This is a genomic window from Cupriavidus sp. IDO (assembly GCF_000812465.1).
GTDB lineage: Bacteria > Pseudomonadota > Gammaproteobacteria > Burkholderiales > Burkholderiaceae > Cupriavidus.
In genome coordinates, this window is sequence record NZ_JWMA01000029.1 from 76489 (window position 1) to 98227 (window position 21739).

Consider the following 21739-nt stretch of genomic DNA (forward strand, 5'->3'; position numbering starts at 1 on the left):
ATCCGGGCATCGCGGCGCGTCCTGGGTCGAACCGTTCGCGCTGCGAACGGTCTATCGACGGGGCCTTCCGGCAGCGGAGGCGATAATAGCGCGCTGGAAGCCGCCCCCAAACGAACACCGACAGGGACGAATGACGCAAACAAGACATGAGATCGCGACCGGCCGCCGTCGCGCACTGGGCCTGCTGCTGGCCGCTTCCGCCGTGCTGGCGGCGGGCTGCGGCACCGTTGGCGGGCCCGTGCCGGACGGGTTCTACCGCGTGGAACGGGGCGACACGCTCTATTCGATCGCCCGCAAGCACGGCCGCAGCGTGCGCGACCTGACCCACTGGAACGGCGATATCACCAGCCCCAGCCAGATCGAAGTGGGCCAGCTGATCCGCGTGCGGCCGCCCGGCGGCAGCGCATCGGCCTCTACCGGCACCGGCCAGGCCGTCACCGACACCCCGCGCGTGGACAGCGGCTCATCCAGGCCGCCCGCCAGCGGTATCCGCCTGCAATGGCCGGCCGACGGACGCGTCACCGCCGGCTACTCGCCGCCGGCCAGCAAGGGCCTGAGCATTGCCGTGCCGGCCAACGGCACGGTGCGCGCCGCGGCTGCCGGGCGGGCCATCCATGTGGGCAATCTGCGCGGCTACGGCATGCTGGTGATCGTCAAGCACAACGACGACTGGCTGACCATCTATGGCAACCTCGACCGGCCGCTGGTCACGGAGGGCGCTACGGTCTCGGCCGGCCAGGAAGTGGGCCGCATGGGCGCCAGCCCGAGCGAACTGCATTTCGAGGTGCGGGGCAACGGCAAGCCGGTCGATCCGATGGCCTACCTGTCGTCGCGAGGCTGAACCGGGGCTTGAACTGCTAACAGAATAGTTGCGCGTTCTTGCGCAGTTGTGCACAATTTGCGCATGATACGCACGATGGTCAGCATTCAAGAGGTTGCGGAGTTTCTGGGCGTCTCGGCGCCAACGCTGAGGCGCTGGGAGCGCGAAGGCAAGCTCATTGCGGACGAACGCACAGCCGGCGGGCGTCGTCGCTACGATCTGGCGCGTCTGCGGCCCGAGCAATTTCACGCCTCCGAGGCTGCCCGGCGCACCATCGCTTATGCGCGCGTATCCAGCCATGACCAGAAGGACGACCTGGAGCGGCAGAAGCAGGTGCTGGAGCTTTACTGCGCGAGGCAGGGCTGGACGTTCGAGGTCATTGCAGACCTCGGCTGCGGCATGACGTATCCCGTATGGCGCGCTATTGTGCGTGCTCGATCACCAGCTGCACGCGGGTGACGCCGTTGAAGGTGTTGTTGTCGAGCCGGTAGGCGACCTGCGCGCTGGCCCCGAGCGAATCGGCATGGTTGAACCAGATCGCGTCGAAGCGCTGGCTGCCGCGCCCGAGCTGCAGCTTCAGGTGCTTGCCCTTGAGCACGGTCTGGCGCAGCACGTCGAACTCTCCGCAGAAGGTCGGGGCGGGAAAGCCCTGGCCCCAGACCTGCTGCTCCAGCAGCGTGACGAATTCCGGGCTGAAGCAGCCGTCTTCGATATCGCCATCGGTTTCGATCACGCGCGCGAGCTGGTCGTCGGTCAGCCACTCGCGCCCGACCGCCTCGAAGGCTTCCTTGAACTGGTCGAAGGTGTCGGCACGCAGCGTCAGGCCGGCCGCCATCGCATGGCCGCCGAACTTGACCAGCAAACCAGGGTGGCGCTTGGATACCAGGTCCAGCGCGTCGCGCAGGTGGAAGCCGGGAATCGAGCGGCCCGAGCCCTTGATGGTCGCATCGTCGCCCGGCGCGAAGGTGATGGTCGGGCGGTGGAACTTGTCCTTCAGGCGCGACGCCACGATGCCGATCACGCCCTGGTGCCAGGTGTCGTTGAACACGCTGACGGTAAAACGCGCCGATGGGTCGGGCCCGGCCAGCGGCTGCTCCAGGATATGCAGGGCTTCCTGCTGCATGCCGGCCTCGATATCGCGCCGCTCGCGGTTCATCCCGTCCAGTTCCTGCGCGATTTCCCAGGCGCGGTTGGCGTCGTCCGTCAGCAGGCACTCGATGCCGAGCGACATGTCCGCCAGCCGGCCCGCCGCATTAAGGCGCGGTCCCAGCCCGAAGCCCAGGTCGAAGGTATTGGCGCGCGCGGCTTCGCGGCCGGCGGCCCGGAACAGCGCCGCCACGCCGGGATGCATGCGCCCGGCGCGCATGCGCCTGAGGCCCTGCGCGACCAGGATGCGGTTGTTGGTGTCGAGCTTGACGACGTCGGCCACGGTGCCCAGCGCCACCAGGTCCAGCAGCGTCTGCAGCGGCGGCTGGGTGGCCTGCGTGAATACGCCGCGCTGGCGCAACTCGGCCCGCAGTGCCAGCAGCACGTAGAACATCACACCGACGCCCGCCAGGTTCTTGCTTGGGAATTCGCAGCCCGGCTGGTTGGGATTGACGATCACGGCCGCCTGGGGCAATTCCGAGCCCGGCAGGTGATGGTCGGTCACCACCACGTCGATGCCCAGCGCATTGGCGGCGGCCACGCCGTCGACGCTGGCGATGCCGTTGTCGACCGTGACGATCACATCCGGCTGCTGCTTCGCCGCCAGCGCCACGATTTCCGGCGTCAGCCCGTAGCCGTACTCGAAGCGGTTCGGCACGATGTAGTCGACCCGCGCACCCAGCATGCGCAGCCCGCGCACGCCGACCGCGCACGCGGTGGCGCCATCGCAGTCATAGTCGGCCACGATCAGCAGCCGGCGCTGGGCGGCAATGGCATCTGCCAGGTAGCTCGCGGCATGGCCGATGCCCTTCATGGCGGCGGGCGGCACCAGCTCCGGCAGCTCTGTGGCCAGGTCGGCGGGCTGCGCCACGCCGCGTGCCGCCAGGATGCGCGACAAGGTCGGGTGCAGGCCGGCGGCCGCCAGCGTCCTGGCATGTTCTTGGGAAAAGTTGCGGACGGCGATCCGGGTCATAGAGGATTCAGGTAGTGGGGGCGAAGGTGGCGGCGGCTGCCGCTCAGGCGGTGAAGGCCAGGTCGGAAAGCAGCGCGCGCCAGTCGCCGCGCTGCCCCATGCCGCGCCAGAACTTGCGCAGGTCGGCGCGGCGCACGGTGAATTCGGCGAAGTGGTTCTCGCCGCCGAGCACGAGCGTAATGGCCTCGATCTTCCCGCCAGCCAGTGCATCCAGCGCGGGCCCGAACCAGTCGGCGTCGAGCGCGTGCATCTGCTGGATCCACAGCCCCCAGTCCTCGGCGATATGGGCTTCCGTGACGCTGTCCAGCATGACCAGGACGGAGCCGTCTTGCCCGGCGATCCCGTCAAAACCCGCCGGCACCGGTCCGACCCGGCTGCCTGCCGCCAGGCCGAGCCCGGCCAGGAAGGGATCTCGTGTCAGGATCGTATCCGCCAGCCGGGACACCGGCTGCAGCGTGCCGCCGCCGTACAGCCAGACCGAATTGACCGGCAGCTCGCCGGCCATCTCGCGCTGCTGGTTGACCGGATGGTCGAACCAGGTCATCTGGATTTCGTTCTGCACCCGGCGCCAGTCGCGCGCGCGTTCGCCGGCCTGCAGCCAGATATCGATATTGCGGCCGGTGGCGCGCAGCGGCGTGGTGGCGTCCAGCGGACCGAAGACGGCTTCGGGCAGGTACCAGCGGGCCGGGCAGGGCGTCTCCAGGGTGATGTCCGAGTCGCGCACCAGCTCGTCGATGGCGGCGCGCAGCGCGGTGGCTTCCCCGGCGCGGATGCCGAGCCGGTCCGGATGCATCAGCACCAGGTGGTCGCGCGCGGCATGGATATGCACCGGTTGCAGGCAGGCCCACGCCTGGCTGGCGCCTTCGTCCTCGCGGCCGCCGTTGTCGGCCAGGCGCATATAGGGCGCCATCGGCACACGGGCAGTGTCCAGCCCGGCCTTGCCGGCCAGCCAGCGTTCGTGCGGCAGGCTGCGCAGCCACGGATCGTCATGCTGCTCGCGGAGCCCGGGCTCGGCCCGGGTCAGCAACTTTCCGAGCGCGGGCAACTCCAACTGGCGCAGCAGCGCGCCGGGTACGACATCGTCCCTCGCGTCGTCGCCGGCGCCCGGCGGGACGGAAAAGGGCACAATCAGGGTCAGGTGCGTCATCATGGTGGCCGAGATTGTAAACTTCCGGCTGGCCGGCGGCAGTTTTCCTTGATGCCCATGCCCTGCCGGCCGCCATGTGGCGCAGGCGCCCCGGCGTCCGTGCTTTCCCGAATCAACAGGAACCCTCTTGAACTTTCCCTACGAGTGGCAGATCGGCTGGCGATATACCCGCGCAAGCAAGCGCGCCAGCCGCAATACGTTCATTTCGTTCATCTCGATGATCTCGATGCTTGGCATCGCGCTGGGCGTGGCCGCGCTGATCGTGGTCCTGTCGGTGATGAACGGCTTCCAGAAAGAAGTGCGCGACCGGATGCTGTCGGTGCTCTCGCATATCGAGGTGATTGGTCCGACTTCGCTGCCCGACTGGCAGAAGACTGCGGCCGAGGCCATGCAGAACAAAGAGGTGATCGGCGCGGCACCCTACGTGGCCGCGCAGGCCATGCTGACGCGCGAAGACGCCGTGCGCGGCGTGCTGCTGCGCGGCGTGGACCCGGCCGAGGAGCCCAAAGTCTCCGATATCGGCAAACAGTTCAAGGCCGGCAGCATGCTGGCGCTGGCACCGGGCGAGTTCGGCATTGCACTGGGCAACGAGCTGGCCAATGCCATGGGCGTGCAGGTCGGCGACAAGGTCACGCTGCTGGCGCCGCAGGGCACCATCACGCCGGCTGGCGTGCTGCCGCGGCTCAAGCAGTTCACCGTGGTCGGCATCTTCTCGTCGGGGCACTTCGAGTTCGACAGCGCGCTCGCGCTGGTCAACGTGCATGATGCCGAGACGCTGTTCCGCCTGAGCGGCCCCACCGGCGTGCGGCTGAAACTGCAGGACATGCAGCGCGCGCCGCAGGTGGCCGACGCGCTCGCCGGGACGCTCTCGGGCGAGCTCTACCTGCGCGACTGGTCCAAGCAGAACCGCAACTGGTTCGCCGCGGTGCAGACCGAGAAGCGCATGATGTTCATCATCCTGACGCTGATCATCGCCGTGGCCGCGTTCAACCTGGTGTCGACGCTGGTGATGACCGTGACCGACAAGCAGGCCGACATCGCCATCCTGCGCACCATGGGCGCGCAGCCCGGCTCGATCATGAAGATCTTCATCGTGCAGGGCGTGGCCATCGGCTTTATCGGCACGGTGCTCGGCGTGGCCGGCGGCACGCTGATCGCGACCAACATCGACGTGATCGTGCCTCTCATCGAGCGGCTGCTGCACGTGCAGTTCCTGCCGCGCGACATCTATTTCATCAGCGAACTCCCTTCGGATCCCCGCGTGAACGACATCGCCACCATCGGCATCATCTCCTTCGTGCTGGCCACGCTGGCCACGCTTTACCCAAGCTGGCGCGCCGCCCGCGTCAACCCGGCGGAGGCGCTGCGCTATGAGTGAGGTCATGTTGAAGGCCGAAGCCATTCCCGCCAGCCCGCAGGCGAAATCCGGCACGCCGGTGTTGCTGGGCGAAGGCCTGTTCAAGCGATTCCGCCAGGGCGAACTCGATGTGGAAGTGCTCAAGGGCGTCGACGTGCGCGTGGATGCCGGCGAGAAGGTCGCCATTGTCGGCGCGTCGGGGTCGGGCAAAAGCACGTTGCTGCATGTGCTGGGGGGGCTGGACAATCCGGATGCCGGCAAGGTCGCGCTGCATGGCAAGCCCTTCACCGCGCTGCGCGAGCGCGAGCGCAATGTGGTGCGCAACCGCGCGCTCGGCTTCGTCTACCAGTTCCACCACCTGCTGCCGGAATTCACGGCGCTCGATAATGTCGCCATGCCGATGCGCATCCGCGGCCTGAAGCAGCATGAAGCCCGTGACGTGGCGCAGGCCATGCTGGAACGCGTGGGGCTCGGTGGCCGGGCCAAGCACCGGCCCGGCGAACTGTCGGGCGGCGAGCGCCAGCGCGTGGCCATCGCCCGCGCGCTGGTGGGGCAGCCCGCCTGCGTGCTGGCCGACGAGCCGACCGGCAACCTTGACGACCACACTGCCGGCGGCGTCTATGACCTGATGCTCGAACTGTCGCGCACGCTAGGCACCAGCTTTGTCATCGTCACGCACGATCTCGACTTGGCCGGCCGCTGCGACCGCATCCTGCGCCTGCGCGACGGGCACCTGCATCAGGAGCGCTGAAGCCTGCCCGCCATGTGGATCGACACCCACTGCCACCTAGACGCCACCGAGTTCGACCACGACCGCGGCCAGGTCGCCGATGCGGCGACCGCGGCGGGGGTCAGCGGCATCGTGCTGCCGGCGGTGGCGGTATGGAACTTCGAGGCTGTGCGCGCGCTGGCGCGCCAGGACGAGCGCTGCGTCTACGCGCTCGGCATCCATCCGCTTTGCTCGCCCGGTGCCGGGCAGGCCGATCTTGACGCGTTGCGCCGGGAAGTTGCCGCCTCGGTCGGCGATCCGCGCTTTGTCGGCGTCGGCGAGATCGGACTCGATTTCTTCGTGGCCGGGCTCGATGCCGAGCATCAGACCTGGCTGTATGCCGAGCAGCTGAAGATTGCGAGGGAATTCGATCTGCCAGTGCTGCTGCACGTGCGCAAATCACAGGATCAGGTCTGCGCGCAACTGCGCAAGGTCGGCGTGAAGCGGGGCATTGCCCATGCCTTCAATGGCAGCCACGAACAGGCCCGCCGATTCCTGGAGCAGGGCCTGAAGCTGGGTTTCGGCGGCAACCTGACGTTCAGCCGCGCCCGGCAGATCCGCCGGCTGGCAACCGAGCTGCCGCTCGACGCGCTGGTACTGGAAACCGACGCGCCGGACATTGCCCCCGCCTGGCTGTCCGACGACCAGTTCGGGGAGCAGCACAAGGCGCGCAATACGCCGGCCGAAGTGGCTGGCGTGGCGCGCGTGCTGGCGGAGTTGCGCGGCCTCGAAGAGGCCGAGCTTGCCACCGCCATGTGGCGCAACTCGGTGGCTGCGCTGCCGCGACTGGCGGCCTTTTCCGCGATCATGGCGCCTCCCGGCGCCGTCAACACAACCGAAACCAATCCCTGACAGGCTGACAAGCTTCCGTCGGGCGTTCGAGGGTAAAAACAGAGCCCTTTTAGCGTCCGGGAGGCATTGTGCGGCTGATCCTGCTGGCTTTTGTCGCCGGCTGCTGGACCTTGCAGCAGAAAGCCGACCTGCCGCCCGCGACAGTCCTGCGCGTGCTCGCTTGCGTGATTGGCACCTGTGCGCTCTGCCTGGCCGGATGGCGGCGGCGCCTGCCGGTGCGTGCCCTGGCGATAGCGCTGGCATTCGCCAGCGGCTTCGGCTGGGCCGCCTGGCGCTCGGAGATGCGGATGCACGACTGGCTGGCGCCCACGCTGGAAGCACAGGATCTCGGCGTGCGCGGCGTGGTGTCGGGACTGCCCGCATGGGGCGTGACGGGTGCTCGCTTTGCTTTCACCATCGAGCATGCCGCAGGCAATCTGCATCTGCCCCCGCGCATTGTGCTGAACTGGCGCGAGGCGCCGGCTGACCTGCGTCCCGGCCAGCGTTATCGCTTTACGGTCCGCCTGCGGCGGCCGCGCGGACTGGCCAATCCTTATGGGTTCGAATACGCGTACTGGCTGCTGGCACAGGGCTACGGCGCCACAGGCTACGTGCGCGCGTCGCGCGAAGGGCCGCAGGAAGCTGTGCACGAACGGCTCGCATGGCGAATCGAGGCCCAGCGTGCATCGATACGCGACCACATCCGCGCCGCGCTGCCTGCGGACGCGAAATTCGCGCCGGTGCTGGTGGCGCTCGTCATCGGCGACCAGCGTGGCATCGATGCGGAGGACTGGCGCCTGTTCACCCGCACCGGCATCGGTCACCTGGTCAGCATTTCAGGACTCCACATCACGATGATCGCCGGCATGGCGGGAGCGCTGGTGCATCGGGCATGGCGCCATTCCTTCGGGATGGGCCGCGCGATGCGCCGGCCGTTGCCGCTGTGGCTGCCGGCAAAGCGTGTGGCGCTGATCGGGGCTGTCCTGACGGCGCTGGCATACGGGCTGCTCGCGGGCCTGCAAATACCGGCGCTGCGAACGGTGGCGATGCTCTCCGTGGCAGCACTGGCGGTCTGGAGCGGGCGCACGCCGCCGGCGTCGATGGTGCTGGCGTGGGCTGCGTTCGTTGCCATGGTGCTGGATCCGTGGGCCGTGATGGCGCCCGGGTTCTGGCTGTCCTTTGGAGCGGTGGCGGTGATCTTCCTGGCGGCCGGGCGGGAGGAGGCGGTAACAGGCTGGTGGCAGCGGTTCGGCGCAACGCTGGCCGCTGCCGCACGGACGCAGTGGGCGGTCACGATCGGGCTGGTGCCGCTGACCTTGTTGTTGTTCCGGCAGGTCTCGGTCGTCTCGCCGCTGGCGAATGCGCTGGCCATCCCGGTCGTCAGCCTGCTGGTCACGCCACTCGCGTTGCTCGGGGCGGTCATTCCAGTCGCCGTCGCGGGGCCACTACTTGGCATCGCCCATCAACTGATGGTGTGGCTGGTGGCAGCCATCGGTTGGCTGTCCGAGCCGTCATGGGCAGTCTGGGAGGCCGCCCGCGCGGGCTGGCTGGCGACTGTACTTGCAGCGGCGGGCGTGCTGATCCTCCTCGCTCCGGCAGCGTTCGGGGCCCGCATGCGGGTGCATGGCTTGCTGCTGGTGCTGCCGATGCTGGTGGCCAGCGGCGATGATGGTGCGGACGCGCTCCCACGCCTTGCTGTATGACGCCGGGCCGGCCTATGCGTCGGGCGCCAGCGCCGGCGGCCAGGTTATCGTGCCGTACCTGCGCGGCGCCGGGGTGCGCTATCTGGACCGCGTGATGGTCAGCCATGAGGACATCGACCATGCCGGCGGCATGCCTGATGTCCTTGCCATGGTGCAGGCGGGGGAGCGGTCCACGGCCGCGCCCCCGTATCACCCGCTGCTCGGAAAGGCCGCAGGCGAATGGCAGCCGTGTGCGGACGGTCAGGAGTGGGAGTGGGACGGCGTGCGCTTTGCGCTGCTGCATCCTGCCGCGGAGCAGTCGCAGGATGAGACGATTGCCAGCAACGCGCGCAGCTGCGTGCTGCGTGTGGCAACCGGCAGCCGCAGCCTGTTGCTGACTGGCGATATCGGCCGCGCGGAAGAGCGGGAACTGGTGGATCGCTTGTCGCCGGAGGCCGTGCGCGCAGACTTCCTGCTGGTGCCGCACCATGGCAGCGGTACATCGTCGAGCGCAGCGCTTCTGGCCGCGGTTCGGCCTGATGCCGCAGTGTTCCAGCTCGGGCACGGCAACCGCTATCGGCATCCGCGCGCTGACGTATGGGAGAGCTACGGCCGCGCCGGCATCCTGCGCTACCGGACTGACGAAACCGGCGCGGTCACCATGGCCACGCGCGGCGATGGCTACACGCTGTCGGCATTCCGGCAGGCGGAGCCGCGTTACTGGCGCGACCGCCCGCCGGCGCCACGCTAACGGGTGGAGGCCTTGCCGTTGCGCTTGCCAGCCGGGACATTGGCCGGGGCGTCATCGGGCGAAGCGGGGCGGGTGGGCTCCGCACCTGCGATGCGGCGCTCGCGCAAATGGGCCTTGGCGCGCTGCAGGCCTGCCGAGACTGTATCGGCACGTTCGAGCGCCACGCCCGCGGCAAGCACGTCGCCAAGCACGAGATGGCTGATGCGCGAGGTCATCGGCGTGTAGACCTCGCTGTCTTCCTCGACATCGGAAAACACGCAGACGTCCGCCAGTTTCGCCAGCGGCGATCCGCTGTGCGTCAGCGCCAGCACGCTGGCGCCGCTCGCGCGTGCCAGGGTGGCGGCGGTCAGCATGTCCCACGTGCGGCCGCTGTTGGAGATCAGCACGGCCACGTCGCCCGGTCCGAGCAGGGCCGCCGACATGCTGAACACGTGCGAGTCGGAGTAGGCCACGGTCGGCATGCCCAGCCGGAAGAACTTGTGCTGGATATCGAGCGCGACGATGCCGGAGTTGCCGCAGCCGTAGAACTCGATGCGCCGTGCGCGGGCCAGCAGCTGGATGCCGTGCTCGATCTGGTCGGCCGACAGCGCGTTGCGCACGCTCATGAGGGTGGCGATGGTGCGGTCGAAGACCTTGCCTGCGATGTCCGCAGGGCGGTCGTCCGCTTTCACGTCCTGATGCACGAACGGCGTGCCGCCGCCGACGTTCTGCGCAAACTGCAGCTTGAATTCACGAAAGCCGTCATAGCCGAGCGCCGCGCAGAAGCGGGCGATGGTCGGCTGCGAGACGCCGGCGCGCTCGGCCAGTTCCGGCATCGACAGCCGGATCACGCTCGCGCCATGCCGGGCAACGTAGTCGGCCAGGCGACGTTCGGACGGGCGGAGCGAGTCGTAGACGGCAAGGATTCTTTCGCGCATGGCTGAGGGGCTTTCGGTCGGGTCAGGATATCTGGCTGTGTAGATATTCTACACATGGCGCGAACGAATCTTGATGGTTCTAGTGGCTGACGGCAGCTAGGGATTCCCCTTATTTGTGCCTTTTTATAGGTTTTGTGACGTTGCGGGTGATCGTCTTTTTGCTGGTCATCGTTATAATGTAGAAAATCTACATATCCGGGTGCGCAAATCGCCCCGCAGCCCACAAGGAACGTCCAGCCATGCCCAATGCCGTCCATGCCGACATCCTCGCTGTCACGCAACGTATAGCCGAGCGCAGCCGCGCCAGCCGCAGCGCCTACCTGGCGCGCTGCGAGCGGGCGCAGGCAGAGCTCGGGCCGCTGCGCGGCCTGTCCTGCGCGAACCTGGCGCATGGCTTTGCCGCGCTGCCGTCGAACGACAAGCTGAAGCTGCGCGTGGAGCATGCCCTCAACCTCGGCATCGTGACTGCCTACAACGACATGCTCTCGGCGCACCAGCCATATGAGCGCTACCCGGGTGTGATCCGCGAAGCGGCCCGCGCTGCCGGCGCGGTGGCGCAGGTGGCCGGAGGCGTGCCGGCGATGTGCGATGGCATCACGCAGGGCAACGCCGGCATGGAGCTGTCGCTATTCTCGCGCGACGCCATTGCGATGAGCACCGCGGTGGCGCTGTCGCACAACACCTTCGATGCCGCGGTGATGCTGGGCGTGTGCGACAAGATCGTGCCGGGCCTGCTGATGGGCGCGCTGCAGTTCGGCCACCTGCCGGTGGTGTTCGTACCGGCCGGGCCGATGGCGACGGGCCTGTCCAACAAGGAGAAGGCGCGCGTGCGCCAGCTCTACGCGACCGGGCAGGTCGGGCGCGATGCGCTGCTGGAAGCCGAGTGCGAGGCCTATCACGGCGCCGGCACCTGCACCTTCTACGGTACGGCCAACAGCAACCAGTTCCTGATGGAAATCATGGGGCTGCACCTTCCGGGCGCGGCCTTCGTGCATCCGGACAGCGGGCTGCGCGATGCGCTGACCGTCGCGGCGGCGCGGCGCGCCCTGGAGCTGACGGCGCGCGGCGGGGAATACCTGCCGCTGGCGCGCATCGTCGATGAACGCGCCGTCGTCAACGCCATGGTCGGCCTGCTGGCGACCGGCGGCTCCACCAACCACACCATCCACCTGGTGGCGATGGCGCGCGCAGCGGGCATCGTCATCGACTGGAATGACTTCGACCAGCTGTCGCGCATCACGCCGCTGCTGGCGCGGGTCTATCCGAACGGATCGGCCGACGTGAATCATTTCCATGCCGCGGGCGGCGCGGGCTATGTCATCGGCGAACTGCTGGATGCCGGGCTGCTGCACGAAGACGTGCAGACCGTGGCCGGTCCAGGCCTGGCCCGCTATACGCAGGAGCCGGTGATGACCGGCGGCGTGCTGCGCTGGCGCGCGGGCGCCGAGACCAGCGGCGACGCCCAGGTGCTGGCCACGGCCGCCGAGCCGTTTTCCCCCGAAGGCGGCCTGCGGCTGATGCAGGGCAATCTCGGTCGCGGCGTGATCAAGGTGTCGGCGGTGGCCGACGAGCACCGCTTCGTCGAGGCGCCAGCCCGTGTATTCGATTCGCAGGAGGCGCTGCAGAGGGCCTTCGATGCCGGCGAGCTGAACCGTGACCTGATCGCCGTGGTGCGCTTCCAGGGGCCGAACGCCAACGGCATGCCCGAGTTGCACCGCCTGACGCCCGTGCTGGGCGCCCTGCAGGACGCCGGCCACAAGGTTGCGCTGGTGACGGACGGGCGCATGTCCGGTGCCTCGGGCAAGGTGCCGGCCGTGATCCACGTCGGCCCCGAGGCGCTTGCCGGCGGCCCGCTGGCGCGCGTGCGCGACGGCGACCTGGTTCGTGTCGACGCGGTCGCGGGAACCCTCGAATGGCTGGGCGATCCGGCCGAATTCGATGCGCGCACGGCCGCCCAGGCGCCGGCGGACGATTTCGCCGCGTTCAGCGTAGGCCGGGGCCTGTTCGGGCTGTTCCGCCGCCACGCGCGCGTCGCGGAAGAGGGGGGCAGCGCACTCGACCTGTCGGAGGCGGACGCCGCCGGCCCGGCCGGTGCTGCCAAGCCTGTCGCAACCGCGCAATCCGTCGCACAATAGCCAGGCCAGAAGCCGATTTTCCCGAGATTTCCCCGCCGGGCGGCAGGCCGCCCCGGGGCACCTTCGCGCCGCCAGCCGGCGCGGGGCTACCGACAAGGATGGCAACACCATCCGATACCGAGATCGATGGAGCAGACATGATCTATATCCTGATGGGCGTTTCCGGCAGCGGCAAGACCACGGTTGGCCAGATGCTGGCGCAACGCCTGGGCTGCGGCTTTCATGACGCAGACGAATTCCACAGTGCCGCCAACAAGGCCAAGATGCACGCGGGCACCCCGCTGACCGATGAAGACCGCTGGCCCTGGCTGGCTGCCATGCGCGCCGCCATCGATGCGGCCAGGGCGGAGGGCCGCACCCATATCTTTACCTGCTCGGCCCTGCGCCAGGCCTATCGCGACCGCCTGACCCCGCCCGACGGCGGCGTGACCTTCGTCTACATGAAGGGCGACGCTTCGGTGATCGGCGCTCGGCTGTCGGCCCGCACCGACCACTTCTTCAATCCGGCCCTGCTCCAGAGCCAGTTCGAGACGCTGGAGGAGCCGCGCGGCGCGCTGGTGCTGGACATCCGCCAGACGCCTGAGGCGCTGGTCCAGACGATCCTGCGCGCGGGCGCGCAGGAGGGGGCCGCCGCCCGCTGAGATTCGCGGCGGCATGCCTCGGCGGGCGTGCCGCACCGCCGCATATCCCTTCCTCCGGATGTGCGCTGGCAAACATCTTGCTTGACGACTTCCGGTGTCCGGAGAGCCAGCACACTTGCGGCTTTCTACGGCACAGGTATGCTGAAAGGGCCAGTAACTCGACAGCATCGGTGCAACAGCCTCGCTCCGGCGGGTTTGTGCCCGGTGCACTTGGGGCAGTACAGCCAAGGCAAAACAGGGCGGCCAGTCCGTCGTTTGGCGGCAGGGCGCCCATTTCATGGAGGAACGGCCATCATGGCGGCGCGGTTTTTCGACGAGATGCTGGATTGGCGGGGTGACGCTGCGGCGGCGGTCATCCAGGCGGGACAGGCTTTGCCGGACGGCGCGGTGCGCGCGCACTACCGGCATTTCGCGGACTGGCTGGCGAGACAGTCCGACAGCACGATGGGGAACAAGCGCGCCGAAGCGGACCTGATCTTCCGGCGCGTGGGCATTACCTTTGCCGTCTACGGCGACAAGGACGAGTCCAACAGCGGCACCGAGCGGACCATCCCGTTCGACGTGATTCCGCGCATCTTCCCGGCCAGCGAGTGGGCGACGCTGGAAAAAGGCCTGCGGCAGCGCGTCGCGGCGCTCAACCGCTTTATCCACGATATCTACCACGGCCAGGACATCATCCGCGCCGGCGTGATTCCGCCCGACCAGATCTACAACAACGCCCAGTACCGGCCGGAGATGCTCGGCATCGACGTGCCGCGCGACATCTATGCCCATGTGGCAGGCATCGACGTCGTGCGCGCGGGCGAGGGCGAGTTCTACGTGCTGGAAGACAACCTGCGCGTGCCCTCGGGCGTGTCGTACATGCTGGAAAACCGCAAGATGATGATGCGGTTGTTCCCGGACCTGTTCGCGCGCAACCGCGTCGCGCCGGTCGCGCATTATCCCGACCTGCTGCTCGACATGCTGCGTGGCGTCTCGCCGCAGGCCATCGCCGATCCGACGGTGGTGGTGCTCACGCCCGGCATGTACAACTCGGCGTACTTCGAGCACGCCTTCCTGGCGCAGCAGATGGGCGTGGAGCTGGTCGAAGGCAGCGACCTCTTCGTGGAGGACGACCACCTGTACATGCGTACCACGCAAGGTCCGCAGCGCATCGACGTGATCTATCGCCGCGTCGATGACGACTTCCTCGATCCTCTCGTCTTCCGCCCGGATTCGGCGCTGGGCGCGGCCGGGCTGCTGTCGGTCTACCGGGCCGGCAACGTGACGATCAGCAATGCCATCGGTACCGGCGTTGCCGATGACAAGTCGATCTACCCGTACGTGCCGGACATGATCCGCTTCTACCTCGGCGAGGAAGCCATCCTGAACAACGTCCCCACCTATATGTGCCGGCGCCCGGACGACCTGCAGTACGTGCTCGACCATATGGAAGACCTGGTGGTCAAGGAAACGCACGGTGCCGGCGGCTACGGCATGCTGGTCGGGCCAGCGGCCACGCGCGCCGAGATCGAGGCCTTCCGCGAGGTGGTCAAGACCCGGCCCGAGCAGTACATCGCACAGCCCACGCTGGCGCTGTCGACGTGCCCTACCTACGTCGAGTCCGGCATTGCGCCGCGCCATATCGACCTGCGGCCGTTCGTGTTGTCGGGCAAGGAGGTGCGGATGGTGCCGGGCGGGCTCACGCGCGTGGCCTTGCGCGAAGGCTCGCTGGTGGTGAATTCCTCGCAAGGGGGCGGCACCAAGGATACGTGGGTGCTGGAACGATGAGCGGCTCGGATATGCACGAGCAAGGGACCAGTCCGCTGCGAGGAGAACCATCATGCTGAGCCGTACCGCCGACCATCTGTTCTGGATGGCGCGCTATACCGAGCGCGCAGAGAACACCGCGCGCATGCTCGACGTCAACTACCAGACCTCGCTGCTGCCGCAGTCCGCCGAGGTGGCGGAGCAGGCCTGGTGGGCCATGCTCGATATCTCGGAGCTGACCGCGGCGTTCGACCACAAGTACGGGCTGCTGTCGCGCGACGACGTGATCGACTTCATGGTGCGCGACATGACCAATGTGTCGTCGATCATGAGTTGCCTGCGCGCGGCCCGCGAGAACGCGCGCGCGGTGCGCGGCTCGCTGACCACGGAGGTGTGGGAAACGGTCAATACGACGTGGCTGGAAGTCCAGCGCATGATCGCCGACGGCGTGCTGCAGGAAGATCCGTCGCGCTTCTTCGAGTGGGTCAAGTTCCGCTCTCACCTGGCGCGCGGCGTGCAGTTCGGCACCATGCTCAAGGACGACGCCTTCCACTTCATGCGGCTGGGCACGTTCCTCGAGCGCGCCGACAATACCGCGCGGATCCTGGACGTGAAATTCCAGACGTCGGGCTCGGACGACAGTGATGCCAACCGCGAGCAGAACGACTTCTACCACTGGGCGGCGGTATTGCGCTCGGTGTCGGGATTCGAGGTCTACCGCAAGGTCTATCGCGCGGTGATCACGCCGCAGCGGGTGGCTGAACTGCTGATCCTGCGGCCGGACATGCCGCGCTCGCTGGTGTCGAGCATGGACGAGGTGGTGGCCATCCTGGGGCTGGTGAGAAACCAGCAGTCGTCGGAGACGGAGCGGCAGGCTGGTAAACTCCACGCCGACCTGAAATACGCGCGCATCGACGACATTTTTGCCGTCGGGCTGCACGCCTACCTGACCAGCTTCCTGGAGCGCATCGGCGACCTCGGCAATGGCATCAGCCGGGACTTCCTCGTACCGCTGCTGGCAGCCTAGCATGACGCCCCTGGCCGCCAGGGGCGTCATGTGCTGCAGCCGCCGCCGCGGCCTCCCGATACCGTGAAATACAAGATCCATCATCAGACCGTTTACCGCTATGCCGAGCCCGTGCGGCGCAGCGTGCACGAGCTGCGCCTGGCGCCGCGCTCGGGGCCGCTGCAGTCCGTGCAGGCATGGCAGCTGGCCGCGCCCGGCAATTTGTCGGAGGCCCGCGACGGCTTCGGCAATATCGTCCACAACTTCACCGTAAGCGGGCCGGCCGACACCATTGCGATTACCGCTACCGGCGAAGTGGAAGTGACGCTTGCGCGCGCAGATGCGGACCGGGCCGGGCACCACGCCTTTTTCGATGCGCCCGGCGCCGGCGAATCGCGGGTGTCGCCGCTTTACTTTGTTGCCAGGACGCCGTTGACGACAGCGCCGCCCGAGATGCGGGCCTTCGCCGCGCCATTCCTGGCCGTGGGTCAGGAGATGCCGGCGCTGCTGGCGCTGGCCGATGGGATTGCCGATCGTGTCCGCTACAAGGCCAATACGACCGATGTGGGCACTTCGGCGGCTGACGCCTTCCGCCTGGGGACCGGCGTCTGCCAGGACCAGGCGCAGGTGATGGTGGCGGCATGTCGTGCCTTCGGCATACCCGCGCGCTATGTGAGCGGCTACTTCTACGATCCCGCCGCTACCGAACTGGCCAGCCATGCCTGGGCCGACGTCTGCCTGGATCCGGGGCGGGACTTGTGGTGCAGTATCGATGTCACGCACCGTTGTGTGACGGACCAGCGGCATGTACGCCTTGCCGTGGGGCGCGACTACCAGTCGGCTGCACCGGTCCGGGGCATTCTTGAGGGCGGAGCGGGAGAGACGATGGAGGTGAATATCGCCATCACGCCCGTTGCCGGCGCCGAATAGCCGATTAGACGGCCGCTTCCAGACAGTGCGCGCAGGCAACCCGGCGGCGCTAGAATGCCTGATGATCCCGGGCTGCCAACGCGCAGTCGCACCAGAACTGACAACAACACCATGACGTACTGCGTAGCCATGCGGCTCGATGCCGGACTTGTATTCCTGTCCGATTCCCGCACCAACGCCGGCGTGGATGCCATTTCCACGGCCCGCAAGATGACTGTCTTCGAGGAGCCCGGCGACCGCGTAATGGTCCTGCTGACGGCCGGCAACCTCGCCATCAGCCAGTCGGTGCGCCAGATCCTGGTCGAAGGCCGTGATGAAAAGCGCTCGCTCTGGACGGCGCGCGACATGTTCGAGGCAACGTCGATCGTTGGCGACGCGGTGCGCCAGGTGCACAAGCGCGACGCCCATGCGCTGCGCGATGCCGGCATCGAATTCAATGTCAGCCTGATCTTTGGCGGCCAGATCCGTGGCGAGCGCGTGCGCCTGTTCAACGTCTACGCGGCGGGCAATTTTGTCGAGGCCACGCCGGAGAACTGCTACTTCCAGATCGGCGAGGCCAAGTACGGCAAGCCCATCATCGACCGTGTCGTGCACCCGTCGATGCCGCTGGGCGAAGCGGCCAAGTGTGCGCTGATCTCGATGGATTCAACGCTCAAGTCGAATATCTCGGTCGGCCTGCCGCTGGACCTGCTGGTCTACGAGGCCGATACGCTGCGTGTGACGCGCTTCGTCAGTATCGACGAAAAGAACGCGTACTTCCGCATGATCCGCGACACCTGGGGGCAGCGCTTGCGCCAGGTGTTCGGCGAGATCCACGATCCCGAATGGGATGCGAGCAAGGCAGCCGAATTCCCGCTGGCGCGCACGACTGAAGCCGATCGCTGGGGCCAGCCGGTGCGGGCCAAGCGCGAGCGCTCGCGCACGCAGGACTGAGCGGGAAGAGGACGACGATGCGCGAGATCATCCATTTTTCCCATGCCAACGGTTTTCCGGTAACGACTTACCGCAAGCTGTTTGGCGAGCTGGACGACGACTTCGAGTTCCGCGCCGTGGATCGCTATGGGCACAAGCCGGAATTCCCGGTGACGCGCGGCTGGCCGCACCTGGTGGAAGAATTGCTGGGCGAGGTCGACCGCCAGTACCGCGAGCCGGTCTGGCTGGTGGGCCATTCGCTGGGCGGCTTCCTGTCGCTGATGGCGGCGCTGCGGCGGCCGGAGCGCGTGCGCGGCGTGGTGATGCTCGATTCGCCGATCATCGCCGGCTGGCGCGCTTCGCTGCTGAAGACCGCGCAGCTGCTCGGCATCGACGAAAAGCCGGGCCCGGCGGCGGTGACCAGGAACCGGCGCACGCACTGGCCCGACGCCGAGGCCGTGTGGGAGCATTTCCGCGCCAAGCCTAACTTTGCCGTGTGGGACCAGGAAGTGCTGCGCGATTACGCGATCCATGGCACCGAACCGACCGGCAAGGATAGCGAGCGCCGGCTGCGCTTCAATCGCGAGGTCGAGTACTGGATTTATCGCACGCTGCCGACCAGCCTGGGCCGCAAGGTTTCGCGCGGCGCGCCGGTGCCAGTCGGCTTCGTCGCCGGCACGCGCTCGCGTGAAGTCCGGCAGTGCGGCCTGGGGGCGACCCGCAAGCTGGTGGGCGAGAACCTGCGCTTTATCGAGGGCGGCCATCTCTACCCGATGGAACGCCCGCAGGAGACCGCCCAGCTGGTGCGCGACCTGATCGGCGAGATGCGACGGAACGGCCGCTGACCGGACATGGCGCGGCCCGCCGCGGCGAAGGGGCGAATGCGTCGCAGCATGGGCCCCAAAACCTCTTTGCACCCGGCCGCTGTCACAATTTCCGGGCCTGCGAGGGGCGGGGTCTCATGTATAATCCCGATTTCCCCGGCAAGCTCGGTTTATGACCAAATTCGTCTTCGTCACCGGTGGCGTTGTCTCTTCTCTCGGCAAGGGCATCGCTGCTGCCTCGCTCGCGGCCATTCTTGAGTCGCGCGGCCTCAAAGTCACCCTCCTCAAGCTAGATCCCTACATCAACGTCGATCCCGGCACGATGAGCCCCTTCCAGCATGGCGAGGTGTTTGTCACGGAAGACGGTGCGGAAACCGACCTCGATCTCGGCCACTACGAGCGTTTCGTCTCGGCCAAGATGCGCAAGTCGAACAACTTCACCACCGGCCAGATCTACGAATCGGTGATCCGCAAGGAGCGCCGCGGCGAGTACCTCGGCAAGACCGTTCAGGTGATCCCGCATATCACCAACGAGATCCAGGCCTTCATCGAGAAGGGCGCCGCGGCGTCGCACGATGGCAAGGCCGACGTGGCGCTGGTGGAAATCGGCGGCACCGTCGGTGACATCGAATCGCTGCCGTTCCTGGAAGCCGCGCGCCAGATGAGCCTGCGCATGGGCCGCAACCACTGCGCCTTCGTGCACCTGACGCTGGTGCCGTTCATTGCCAGCGCCGGCGAGCTGAAGACCAAGCCGACCCAGCACTCGGTGCAGAAGCTGCGTGAAATCGGCATTTCGCCGACCGCGCTGCTGTGCCGCGCCGACCGCCCGATTCCGGACGACGAGCGCGCCAAGATTTCCCTGTTCGCCAATATCCCGCAGGATGCCGTGATTTCGGTGTGGGACGCGGATAGCATCTACAAGATCCCGCAGATGCTCAACGAGCAGGGCCTGGACCGCCTGATCTGCGAGGAACTGCGCCTGGATCCCAAGCCGGCCGACCTGTCGATGTGGCAGAAGCTGGTGAACGCGCAGGAAAATCCCGATCACGAGATCACCATCGGCATGGTCGGCAAGTATGTCGACCTGACCGAGTCGTACAAGTCGCTGATCGAGGCGCTGCGCCACGCCGGCATGCATACGGCAACCCGCGTGAACATCGAGTACATCGATTCCGAAGAACTGGAATCGGGTCACCTTGAAGTGCTGGCCCCGCTGGACGCCATCCTGGTGCCGGGCGGCTTCGGCAAGCGCGGCACGGAAGGCAAGATCCGCGCGATCCAGTACGCCCGCGAGAACAAGATCCCGTACCTGGGCATCTGCCTGGGCATGCAGCTGGCCGTGATCGAGTTCGCACGCCACGTGGCAGGCATGACCGATGCCAATTCGACCGAATTCAACCTGGAAACCGAACACCCGGTGGTCGCGCTGATCACCGAGTGGGTGGACCGCGAAGGCAAGGTCGAGCAGCGCTCGGCCGAATCCGACCTTGGCGGCACCATGCGCCTGGGCGCCCAGCGCGTGCCGGTCAAGGCAGGCACCAAGGCTGCCTCGATCTACGGTGCCGAAGTCAACGAGCGCCATCGTCACCGCTACGAGGTCAACAATCATTACGTGCCGACGCTGGAAAACGGCGGCATGGTGATTTCGGCACGCACCCCGACCGAGAACCTGCCGGAGATGATGGAGCTGCCGGAATCGCTGCACCCCTGGTTCGTCGGCGTGCAGTTCCACCCGGAATTCACCTCCACGCCGCGTGACGGCCATCCGCTGTTCAAGGCCTACGTCGAAGCCGCGCTGGCCAGCCAGCAGCGCAAGGGCGCCTGAACCCGGCCGCCAAGCAGGAGACTGTCATGAAACTCTGTGGATTCGAGGCCGGCCTCGACAAGCCGTTCTTCCTGATCGCGGGTCCGTGCGTGATCGAGTCCGAGCAAATGGCGCTGGATACCGCCGGCGAGCTCAAGGCCATCACCGCTGAACTGGGCATCCCGTTCATCTACAAGTCGTCGTTCGACAAGGCCAACCGTTCTTCGGGCAAGTCGTTCCGCGGCCTGGGCATGGAGAAGGGCCTGGAGATCCTGGCGACCGTCAAGCGCGAGATCGGCGTGCCGGTGCTGACCGACATCCACGAGATCGACGAGATCAAGCCGGTCGCCGCCGTGGTGGACGTGCTGCAGACGCCGGCTTTCCTGTGCCGCCAGACTGATTTCATCCGTGCCTGCGCCCAGAGCGGCAAGCCGGTGAATATCAAGAAGGGCCAGTTCCTCGCGCCGCACGACATGAAGAATGTGATCGACAAGGCGCGTGATGCCGCGCGCGAAGCCGGTCTGCCCGACGATGTCTTCATGGCCTGCGAGCGTGGCGTTTCGTTCGGCTACAACAACCTGGTGTCCGACATGCGCTCGCTGGCGATCATGCGCGAGACGGGCGCTCCGGTGGTGTTCGACGCCACTCACTCGGTGCAGCTGCCGGGCGGCCAGGGCACCAGCTCCGGCGGCCAGCGCGAGTTCGTGCCGGTGCTGTCGCGTGCCGCCGTGGCCACCGGCGTGGCCGGGCTCTTCATGGAAACGCACCCGGATCCGAGCAAGGCCATGTCCGACGGCCCCAACGCGGTGCCGCTGTCGCGCATGAAGGAACTGCTGGCCGTGCTCAAGGATCTGGATACGCTGGTAAAGCGTGCCGGCTTCCTGGAAGACAACTTCGGCTGGCCGGCCTGCGCCTGAGCAGGCCCCGGTTTGTCGCCGCCGCTGTGCGGACGGTGACAAACCATATCGAAAGACAATACAAAAAATCGGGAGATACACCATGGCCGCGGGCTTTATCATCGCCTACGTCGACGTGACCGACCCCCAGCAGTACGAAGCGTACAAAGTGCTTTCCAGCAAGGCCATGCAGATCCACGGCGCCGAGGTGCTCGTGCGTGGCGGCCGGACGGAACCGCTGGAGGGCGAGTGGGCGCCGACCCGTGTCGTGGTGCTGAAATTCCCCAGCTATGAAGCCGCCAAGTCATTCCACGATGGGGAGGCATATCGCGCCGCCCGCAAGGCGCGCGAACACGCGGCGAAGATGAACATGATCGTGGTCGAGGGCGTCTGAGGCGATTTTGGGCGTCCGGCATGGCCGTGACATCGGCCTGACACATGCATCGTTT

At 67.2% G+C, this 21739-nt stretch carries 20 protein-coding genes; 17 read left to right on the forward strand and 3 right to left on the reverse strand.

Translation table 11 applies throughout. The annotated features are described in order from the left end of the window. Positions 1-130 precede the first annotated feature (130 nt). Both RM96_RS09855 and RM96_RS09860 read left to right on the forward strand, forming a co-directional pair. A complete protein-coding gene (locus RM96_RS09855; RefSeq protein WP_039010195.1) occupies positions 131-841 on the forward strand; it encodes a peptidoglycan DD-metalloendopeptidase family protein in 711 nt (236 codons plus the stop codon). Positions 842-916: 75 nt separating this feature from the next. Further along, entirely contained in the window at positions 917-1279 is a 363-nt protein-coding gene (locus RM96_RS09860; protein WP_238587205.1) for a MerR family DNA-binding transcriptional regulator, read from the forward strand. Here the strand turns inward: RM96_RS09860 and recJ are convergent. Both recJ and RM96_RS09870 read right to left on the reverse strand, forming a co-directional pair. Next, positions 1242-2939 carry a single-stranded-DNA-specific exonuclease RecJ gene (recJ, locus tag RM96_RS09865; protein WP_039010196.1) on the reverse strand — a complete coding sequence of 566 codons (1698 nt, stop codon included), beginning with the start codon at positions 2937-2939 and terminating at the stop codon, positions 1242-1244. The genes RM96_RS09860 and recJ overlap by 38 nt on opposite strands. 43 nt (positions 2940-2982) lie before the next feature. Continuing rightward, complete coding sequence (locus RM96_RS09870; RefSeq protein WP_039010197.1) at positions 2983-4089, reverse strand: hypothetical protein; 1107 nt, start codon at positions 4087-4089, stop codon at positions 2983-2985. Positions 4090-4213: 124 nt separating this feature from the next. Here RM96_RS09870 and RM96_RS09875 point away from each other — a divergent pair, with 124 nt between their 5' ends. The 5 genes from RM96_RS09875 (at position 4214) to RM96_RS40685 (ending at position 9476) form a co-directional block, all read left to right on the forward strand. Beyond that, positions 4214-5464, forward strand: coding sequence for a lipoprotein-releasing ABC transporter permease subunit (locus RM96_RS09875; RefSeq protein ID WP_039010198.1), 1251 nt, complete (start codon positions 4214-4216; stop codon positions 5462-5464). After that, the gene (gene lolD / locus RM96_RS09880) at positions 5457-6194 is read left to right on the forward strand and encodes a lipoprotein-releasing ABC transporter ATP-binding protein LolD (protein WP_039010199.1); all 738 of its coding nucleotides are present in this window, start codon (positions 5457-5459) and stop codon (positions 6192-6194) included. The genes RM96_RS09875 and lolD overlap by 8 nt, the downstream gene beginning before the upstream one ends. A 12-nt stretch (positions 6195-6206) precedes the next feature. Continuing rightward, positions 6207-7064: a TatD family hydrolase gene (locus RM96_RS09885; protein ID WP_039010200.1), complete on the forward strand. Its 858-nt coding sequence runs from the start codon at positions 6207-6209 to the stop codon at positions 7062-7064. A gap of 68 nt (positions 7065-7132) precedes the next feature. Continuing rightward, positions 7133-8746 (forward strand): ComEC/Rec2 family competence protein, encoded by a 1614-nt coding sequence (locus tag RM96_RS09890; RefSeq protein WP_338011409.1) that lies wholly within the window; start codon positions 7133-7135, stop codon positions 8744-8746. Further along, entirely contained in the window at positions 8709-9476 is a 768-nt protein-coding gene (locus tag RM96_RS40685) for a ComEC/Rec2 family competence protein (RefSeq protein ID WP_338011410.1), read from the forward strand. The genes RM96_RS09890 and RM96_RS40685 overlap by 38 nt, the downstream gene beginning before the upstream one ends. Here the strand turns inward: RM96_RS40685 and RM96_RS09895 are convergent. Further along, the gene (locus tag RM96_RS09895; protein ID WP_039010201.1) at positions 9473-10393 is read right to left on the reverse strand and encodes a MurR/RpiR family transcriptional regulator; all 921 of its coding nucleotides are present in this window, start codon (positions 10391-10393) and stop codon (positions 9473-9475) included. The two genes, RM96_RS40685 and RM96_RS09895, sit on opposite strands and share 4 nt — an antisense overlap. A 239-nt stretch (positions 10394-10632) precedes the next feature. Here RM96_RS09895 and edd point away from each other — a divergent pair, with 239 nt between their 5' ends. From edd to RM96_RS09945, 10 genes are all read left to right on the forward strand, one after another. Further along, positions 10633-12528 (forward strand): phosphogluconate dehydratase, encoded by a 1896-nt coding sequence (gene edd / locus RM96_RS09900; protein WP_039010202.1) that lies wholly within the window; start codon positions 10633-10635, stop codon positions 12526-12528. 137 nt (positions 12529-12665) lie between these two features. After that, the gene (locus tag RM96_RS09905; protein WP_039010203.1) at positions 12666-13169 is read left to right on the forward strand and encodes a gluconokinase; all 504 of its coding nucleotides are present in this window, start codon (positions 12666-12668) and stop codon (positions 13167-13169) included. A gap of 294 nt (positions 13170-13463) precedes the next feature. Continuing rightward, complete coding sequence (locus RM96_RS09910) at positions 13464-14939, forward strand: circularly permuted type 2 ATP-grasp protein (RefSeq protein WP_039010204.1); 1476 nt, start codon at positions 13464-13466, stop codon at positions 14937-14939. Positions 14940-14991: 52 nt separating this feature from the next. Further along, on the forward strand, positions 14992-15945 hold the full coding sequence (locus RM96_RS09915) for an alpha-E domain-containing protein (protein WP_039010205.1): 954 nt from the start codon (positions 14992-14994) through the stop codon (positions 15943-15945). A gap of 63 nt (positions 15946-16008) precedes the next feature. Further along, positions 16009-16854, forward strand: a complete 846-nt coding sequence (locus RM96_RS09920) for a transglutaminase family protein (protein ID WP_039010259.1) — start codon at positions 16009-16011, stop codon at positions 16852-16854. Positions 16855-16965: 111 nt separating this feature from the next. Beyond that, a complete protein-coding gene (locus RM96_RS09925; protein WP_039010260.1) occupies positions 16966-17787 on the forward strand; it encodes a peptidase in 822 nt (273 codons plus the stop codon). Positions 17788-17804: 17 nt separating this feature from the next. Then, a complete protein-coding gene (locus RM96_RS09930; RefSeq protein ID WP_039010206.1) occupies positions 17805-18611 on the forward strand; it encodes an alpha/beta fold hydrolase in 807 nt (268 codons plus the stop codon). Positions 18612-18762: 151 nt separating this feature from the next. Next, positions 18763-20415, forward strand: coding sequence for a CTP synthase (locus RM96_RS09935; protein WP_039010207.1), 1653 nt, complete (start codon positions 18763-18765; stop codon positions 20413-20415). 26 nt (positions 20416-20441) lie between these two features. Continuing rightward, complete coding sequence (kdsA, locus tag RM96_RS09940; protein ID WP_010808998.1) at positions 20442-21311, forward strand: 3-deoxy-8-phosphooctulonate synthase; 870 nt, start codon at positions 20442-20444, stop codon at positions 21309-21311. Between the two features lie 82 nt (positions 21312-21393). Next, on the forward strand, positions 21394-21684 hold the full coding sequence (locus tag RM96_RS09945) for a DUF1330 domain-containing protein (protein WP_039010208.1): 291 nt from the start codon (positions 21394-21396) through the stop codon (positions 21682-21684). Positions 21685-21739: the final 55 nt, after the last annotated feature.